At 61.1% G+C, this 6,472-nt stretch carries 8 protein-coding genes; 3 read left to right on the top strand and 5 right to left on the bottom strand.

The window, feature by feature from the left end; all coding sequences use genetic code 11:
• Positions 1-351 (bottom strand): transposase (locus tag FEV53_RS16190; RefSeq protein WP_142835826.1); only part of this gene is annotated, 351 nt, incomplete at its 3' end.
• A 416-nt stretch (positions 352-767) separates the two neighbouring features.
• Between FEV53_RS16190 and FEV53_RS16185 the strand changes: the two genes are divergently transcribed.
• From FEV53_RS16185 to FEV53_RS16175, 3 genes are all read left to right on the top strand, one after another.
• A complete protein-coding gene (locus tag FEV53_RS16185; RefSeq protein ID WP_142835825.1) occupies positions 768-1,262 on the top strand; it encodes a fasciclin domain-containing protein in 495 nt (164 codons plus the stop codon).
• A gap of 132 nt (positions 1,263-1,394) precedes the next feature.
• The gene (locus tag FEV53_RS16180; protein ID WP_142835824.1) at positions 1,395-1,973 is read left to right on the top strand and encodes a thymidine kinase; all 579 of its coding nucleotides are present in this window, start codon (positions 1,395-1,397) and stop codon (positions 1,971-1,973) included.
• A gap of 160 nt (positions 1,974-2,133) precedes the next feature.
• The gene (locus FEV53_RS16175; protein ID WP_185962260.1) at positions 2,134-3,975 is read left to right on the top strand and encodes a Hint domain-containing protein; all 1,842 of its coding nucleotides are present in this window, start codon (positions 2,134-2,136) and stop codon (positions 3,973-3,975) included.
• Here the strand turns inward: FEV53_RS16175 and FEV53_RS16170 are convergent.
• The 4 genes from FEV53_RS16170 to recR form a co-directional block, all read right to left on the bottom strand.
• Positions 3,972-4,307 carry a tRNA-binding protein gene (locus FEV53_RS16170; RefSeq protein WP_142835822.1) on the bottom strand — a complete coding sequence of 112 codons (336 nt, stop codon included), beginning with the start codon at positions 4,305-4,307 and terminating at the stop codon, positions 3,972-3,974. The two genes, FEV53_RS16175 and FEV53_RS16170, sit on opposite strands and share 4 nt — an antisense overlap.
• Positions 4,304-5,107, bottom strand: a complete 804-nt coding sequence (gene proC / locus FEV53_RS16165) for a pyrroline-5-carboxylate reductase (RefSeq protein ID WP_142835821.1) — start codon at positions 5,105-5,107, stop codon at positions 4,304-4,306. The genes FEV53_RS16170 and proC overlap by 4 nt, the downstream gene beginning before the upstream one ends.
• Before the next feature lie 86 nt (positions 5,108-5,193).
• Entirely contained in the window at positions 5,194-5,697 is a 504-nt protein-coding gene (locus tag FEV53_RS16160; protein ID WP_142835820.1) for a type III secretion system chaperone family protein, read from the bottom strand.
• Positions 5,698-5,868: 171 nt separating this feature from the next.
• Positions 5,869-6,471, bottom strand: a complete 603-nt coding sequence (gene recR, locus FEV53_RS16155; RefSeq protein WP_142835819.1) for a recombination mediator RecR — start codon at positions 6,469-6,471, stop codon at positions 5,869-5,871.
• Position 6,472 lies beyond the last annotated feature (1 nt).

The raw sequence follows: 6,472 nt of genomic DNA, 5'->3' as shown, positions 1-6,472 counted from the left end.
GCCGATCCGGTTGCGCCAACGCGTCATCGACGAGGGGTCGATCGGCAGGCGATGCCGGAAGACCGTCTCGCCGCAGAAATGCTGCCAGTAAGGCGTCCCGGCCCACCGTACCACGACCGCCTCGTCGGACAACCGAAAGGCGTGCCGGAGATACAAAAGCCCCGCGACCAGGCGCGTCGGCGTGGCAGGGCGACCGGTCTGCGACAGGAACAACCCGGCCCGTTCCCGCTCGAACACCTCCCGGTCGATCAGAGCGGCGAGCTTCACCAGTTCGTGGCGCATGTCGATCATCCCGACCCATCGCGCGCGCAGCAGATCATCCTGTTTCGGGGAAGGCTTTCCGGGCTTCATATCGCAGCTCGAAATTGCAGGGGTCCGGCTGCAGAAATACCAAATGCTGGGCCTGAAGCCTGACGGAGACACTGCTTTACATATAAAAACAATGGGATGGGTGTTGTTCAGGGCGAACTAAATAAGAGGGCTCCAGGCAGCCAGTCCGGCCGTTTCACACTGGATTGAACCCTGTAAGCCTCTCAAGCCGGTCATTGCCTGCACCATTCCAGTGGTCGGCACTCAATTGCGGAAGCTGAAAATAGCTCAGGACGAAGGAGATCCGGCTGAAGCATGCTATAGCTACTGATCGCAATCGGCGCGGCGACCCGCGAACGATCAAAAAATACCGAGCAATCCGATAATTATTTCGATCCTGACTGGTCAACTACCTTTCGCGTTCTATTTGTGTGCTCAGAATAAAAAAGGAGTTTAGAATGTTCCGTCGTACCCTTCTCGCAACCGTCGCCGGTGCTACCCTCATGGCCGTTTCGGGCTGCATCAGCACCAGCTCCAGCACCCCGGACATTGTCGATGTGGTGACGCAGAACCCCCAGTTCTCGACGCTTGCCTCGGCGGTTCAGGCGGCTGGCCTTGTGGACACGCTGCGGGGTGACGGACCGTTCACCGTTCTTGCCCCGACCGACTCCGCGTTTGCCAAGCTTCCAGCAGGCACGCTTGACCAGCTGCTGGCCGAGCCGGGCATGACCACGCTGAAGAGCATTCTGACGACGCATGTTGTGGCGCAGGAGATCCCTTCCGTAGCCGTAACCGAATCCGGCATCACAGCCGAGGCGGTCAACGGCCAGGAATTGCGCGCGGTGCGCGAGGGCGATCAGGTCCGCGTCAATGGCGCCCGGGTGACCCAGGCCGACATCGAGGCCTCCAACGGCGTCATTCACGTTATCGACACCGTGATTCTGCCGAAGTAATCGGTTGCACCTTCGCGGCAGGCTCACTCCGGGCCTGCCGCAATCCGTCGTTCGAATGGCGGCCTTGTTGCCCATCTTGATACTGTGCCAAACACTGTCGGACTTCACAGACCTCCGGACTGCAGTGATACGATGGCGAAGCTCTATTTCCACTATTCGACGATGAACGCTGGCAAATCGACTTTGCTCCTCCAAGCGTCTTATAACTACAATGAACGCGGCATGAGCACACGGCTCCTGACCGCCGCCATTGACGACCGCGCGGGCGAACGCAACATCGCCAGCCGCATCGGAATTAGCGCGACGGCCGAGACTTACGCGCCCGGGGATAATCTCTACGAAAGAGCCGAAAGCTGGACGGGCGTAGACCGGCCAGCTTGTGTGTTTGTCGATGAGGCACAATTTTTGACGGAGGCGCAGGTCTGGCAACTGGCGAAAGTTGTCGACGATCTTGGGCTTCCGGTGATGTGCTACGGCTTGCGAGTGGATTTCCGGGGTAAACTCTTCCCCGGTTCCGCTGCGCTTCTGGCGTTGGCCGATGAAATGCGGGAGGTGCGCACAATTTGCCATTGCGGGCGCAAGGCCACGATGGTGATCCGCCAGTCTCCCGGCGGTCAAGCGCTGATGGACGGCGCTCAGGTGCAGATCGGCGGGAACGACACCTACGTCTCTCTGTGTCGCCGTCATTGGCGTGACGCAGTGGGCGGCTGAGCCCTGAAACCGGTCAACTGCTTTTCGTGGTAGCCCCTTTGGATAGTTGGAAATCCTTATTCGAAGTACAACTGATGAGAATGTGAGCTGTATCGCGATTTTATAAATGGACCTCACACCGTATTTTGTATCGGCAAAGAGTGGAGCGCGGACCGGCAGTATGGCCATCAGCATTGTAGATCCGAACAGCACAGAGCCGGAGCATCTTGCGTCCGTTGATGTCAAATTCTCCGGCGCACATCTGGGTGGCGGGATTTATTTTTCGGCAAACCACAACCCGAAAGACGGGACAGAAACGAAGGTCGCCGTCCCTCAAAGCAGCCTCACCGGAGAGGCCGAAGCCCATAACGCCATTGGGTATGATTACACTCTGCCAGACGGGGGCGCCCCATGGGACGCTTACCGCGATGATACGGACCTCGATGGGACGGTAGATTTCGTAAAGGCCGGTTATGACATGGTCCTGTTTACCGGCGACCGCCTGACGAGCACAGGGGCGTTTTATGACGGTCCCTCCATTCCGCTCCTGATTGCCAACGACCAGAATGATCTCGCCGGATTGACCGTGACCGTGACAGGCTATCCGGCCGCGGCCAACTCGCTGGATGGCCAGGACGGGACACTCCACGAAACCACAGGTACGCTGCTCAGTTATACCGAGCAGAACGTCGGTGGCGATATCGGAGGCTACTACACCGTCAACGGCGCAGAAGTGCTTGGCGGCATGAGTGGTGGTGGCAATTTTATCGATTACGATGCCGATGGAGATGGCACGGCAGAAACCTATCTCATCGGCGCGACGTCACGGGCGTACGATCCAATAGGGCCAGCTCAATTCATCGAATCGACCGCGTTCGCACCGCATTACTCCGACATGGCGACCTTGCTTGAATCGCTCACGGGTACAGATGCCCGCACGGCCGACGATATGGCGCGGATGACGCTTCTCTCGGCCCAGACGCTGGGATCGTCGCTGACCACCGTGCAGGGCGAGTTTTTTCACGAGAACATCTTTGGCGGCATCAATGATGACATCCTTCTCGGCGCGGGCGGTGACGACAGCATCGTCGGCGGCGGCGGGGATGACAGCATCGATGGCGGTACGGGTCAGGATACGATCACGGGCGGAGACGGCGCGGACACGCTCTCTGGCGGAGCGGGCGCCGACCTCTTTCTTGGCGCAGGTTTGAACGACGGGGCGACGGATGTTGTCACCGATTTTGAAGCCGGTCTCGATACGATCGACCTGAGCGCATTCTTCCTCACCTTCGACGAACTGATCGCCGCCACCACTGATCTGGGGGACGGCTCGATCCGGATCGATATCCCTCCGGGCTTGGGGGGCGGCGCGGTTCAGATGTTGAATACCAGCATCAACGATCTCAGCACCTCAAACACCAACGTGGTTTGCTTTGTTGCCGGGACGCATGTTTCGACACCGACCGGTGAGAAAGTGATCGAGGATCTTGAGCCGGGCGATCTGATCACCACGCGCGCCGGTGGGGCGAAGCCGCTCAGGAGTCTCGGAGTTCGGCATCTTGGCCCAGTGGAACTGGCCGCGCGCCCCAATCTCTGGCCGGTGGAGATTACCGCAGGAGCGCTCGGCCCCGGAATACCGGCGCGGACTCTCCGGGTATCCCCCCAGCACCGCATCCTCGTGGACAGTAAGATCACGCAGCGCATGGTTGGTGGTCCTGCGCTCGTTGCCGCACGTAAGCTAATCGACTTGCCCGGGATCCGGATCGCTCAGCCCGACGCTGGCTGCACCTATATCCACCTGATTTTTGCAGGTCACGAGATCGTCCGGTCGGAAGGCTGCTGGAGCGAGAGCTTCTTTCCAGGCCCTCAGACGCAGTATTCCCTGCCTGCCGCCCAACTCAGCGAATACCAGACGCTGTTCGGCGACGCGCCGCGTCCCGCTGAGCCTATTGTAGAGGGAAAGAGGGCGCGCCGTCTTGTGACCCGCCATGCCCAAAACAAGCGTGCCTTGCAGTCCGCTTAGTAGAGCCGCCCACCCTCGGTCACCTCAGCGGTGGGGGCAACGAGAACCACCTCTCCCTCCGCATCCGGCACGCCCAGCACCAGCACTTCGCTCATCATCGGGCCAATTTGGCGCGGCGGGAAATTCACCACCGCCAGAACCTGCCGTCCGATCAGCGAATCGGGGGTGTAATTTTGGGTGATCTGCGCCGATGACTTCTTCTCGCCAATCTCCCCACCGAAATCGACGGTCAGGATGTACGCGGGTTTGCGTGCTTTGACGAAGGGCTCCGCTCGGACGATCCGACCCACGCGGATGTCGAGTTTCAGAAAATCCTCGATACTCGCGGTCATGCGCCGAGCTCACGCGAGCGATCGGCCGCGGCCTTGACCGTCCGGGTCATCAGATCCGGAAGTTCGGCCATAAGCACCTCCAGCCCAGCCTGCGTGGTGCCGTTCGGGCTGGTGACGTCCTTGCGCAATTGCGCCGGATCAGACGCGCTGTCCTCTGCCAGTTGGCCTGCCCCACCCACGGTCGCTTTGGCGAGCGCCATGGCGAGGTCCGGGGACAAGCCCTGCGCCTCGCCCGCCGCCGCCAGCGTCTCGATCATGTGAAAGACATAGGCCGGTCCCGAGCCGGAGACGCCCGTCACCGCATCCATCTGCGATTCGTCCTCCAGCATCACCGACTGGCCGACAGCGTTCATCAGCTCCGCCGAGACCGCCAGGGCGGCCTGCCCCGGAGCATTCGCCACCAGCGCCGTGATCCCGCGTCCTACCTGCGATGGCGTGTTTGGCATGGCCCGGACGATGGGGGTCCCCGCGCCGAACACAGCCTCATAGCGGGCGAGCGTCACACCGGCAGCCACCGACAGGATCACCGTGTCACCCCCGCCAAAGCGTCCGATATCGGGCAGAGCCGCGTCCATCATCTGCGGCTTCACTGCCACCACGATCAGCGCCGGTGTCTCGGGCAGATCTGCGTTCAGATGCAGCCCGTCCAGCCCCTTGAGCCAATCCGAGGGGTGCGGGTCCACAACCCAGACCTCCGACGGCGAGAGCGCACCGTGCAGCCAGCCCGCCAACATCGCCGAGCCCATCTTGCCACAGCCTAGCATCACCATGCCCCGACGTTTGATCTCGCTGATATTCACCTGATCCTCCATCCGCGCCCGAATGGGGCCGCGGTTACCTTGTTCTTGTGCTTGCCGGTCGTGGTCCGCGGCCCCTGCGCGGCAGGTCAGGCTGTGCCGTAGGTCTCGGCAATCGCCACCTGCATAGCGTCCTTCGGGGCACGATTGGCCCAGCAGACAAGTTGAATAGCCGGGTAGAACCGCTCGGCATTGCTCAGCGCTTCCTCGATCATGCGGTCGATCTGCTCGGGCGCGGCCATCTGATCCCCGTCCAGCGGCAAGCCGGACCGATAGACCATGAGTTTCTCATCCCGCCAGTAGCTGAAAGCCCCAAGCCAGGACTGATCGTTCATCGCGTTGAGCAGCTCATAGAGCTCCCCCATCCGTTCTTCGGGGGGCTCCATCTCGAAGGTGCAGACCAGCCGCAACGTCTCATCGCCACCACACCAGGCAAGCGTTACGGAGTAGCTCCGCCACTGGGCATCCACCCGCATGGCGATCTGATCCGCAGCTACGCGGTCAAACTCCCACGCATTGAACTCCGCAAGATGCTCAACGATATCAATGGGGTCAATGTAATCGGATGTGAAATACGGCTCGTTCAGCGACATGGCGCCCTCACTCTCTCTGTATCCCCAAATCTTCGGGGGCGTACCGAGATACCGTGCAAGAGCGCACGGCCCTCGCAAGATATGGTGTGGTACGTTTTGCCATGTGTAAAGACTTCTTTTGGGGGAGGCACGCAGGATCTTGTGGAGAGTTTGGGGATGACCCCAAGAAACCTAGAGCGCGCGCCGCGCCCTGAGCGCCGCACCGATGGTGCCATCATCGAGGTAATCCAGCTCACCACCCACCGGCACACCCTGCGCCAGCGAGGTGATTGTCAGCCCCTCATGGCCGCTCAGCCGGTCGGAGATGTAATGGGCCGTGGTCTGGCCATCCACCGTCGCGCCCAGCGCCAAAATCACCTCTGTGATGCCCTCATCCCCGATCCGATGTTCCAGCAGCGGAATGCGAAGATCCTCGGGACCCACCGCATCCAGCGCCGAAAGCGTCCCGCCAAGAACATGATATCGCCCGCGAAACACCCCGGTCCGTTCCATCGCCCAAAGATCCGCCACATCCTCGACGACACAGATTTCTCCCGTCGCACGCTTCTCGGAGGCGCAGATCGGGCAGGTATCGGAAGTCCCGATATTGCCGCAGGTCAGGCAATCGCGGGCGCTCTCGGCGACGGCCAGCATCGTCTGCCCCAAAGGCCGCATCAGCAGCCCGCGCTTTTTTAACAAATGCAAAACGGCGCGACGACCGGATCGGGGACCGAGCCCCGGCAGCCGCGCCATCAGGTCGATGAGCGCCTGAATATCGTCCGGCGCCTCGGCCATG

It is taken from the genome of Palleronia caenipelagi, from assembly GCF_007004065.1.
Classification (GTDB): domain Bacteria; phylum Pseudomonadota; class Alphaproteobacteria; order Rhodobacterales; family Rhodobacteraceae; genus Palleronia; species Palleronia caenipelagi.
The sequence above is the reverse complement of the archived record's forward strand: the minus strand, read 5'-3'. Positions and strand labels throughout refer to the sequence as shown.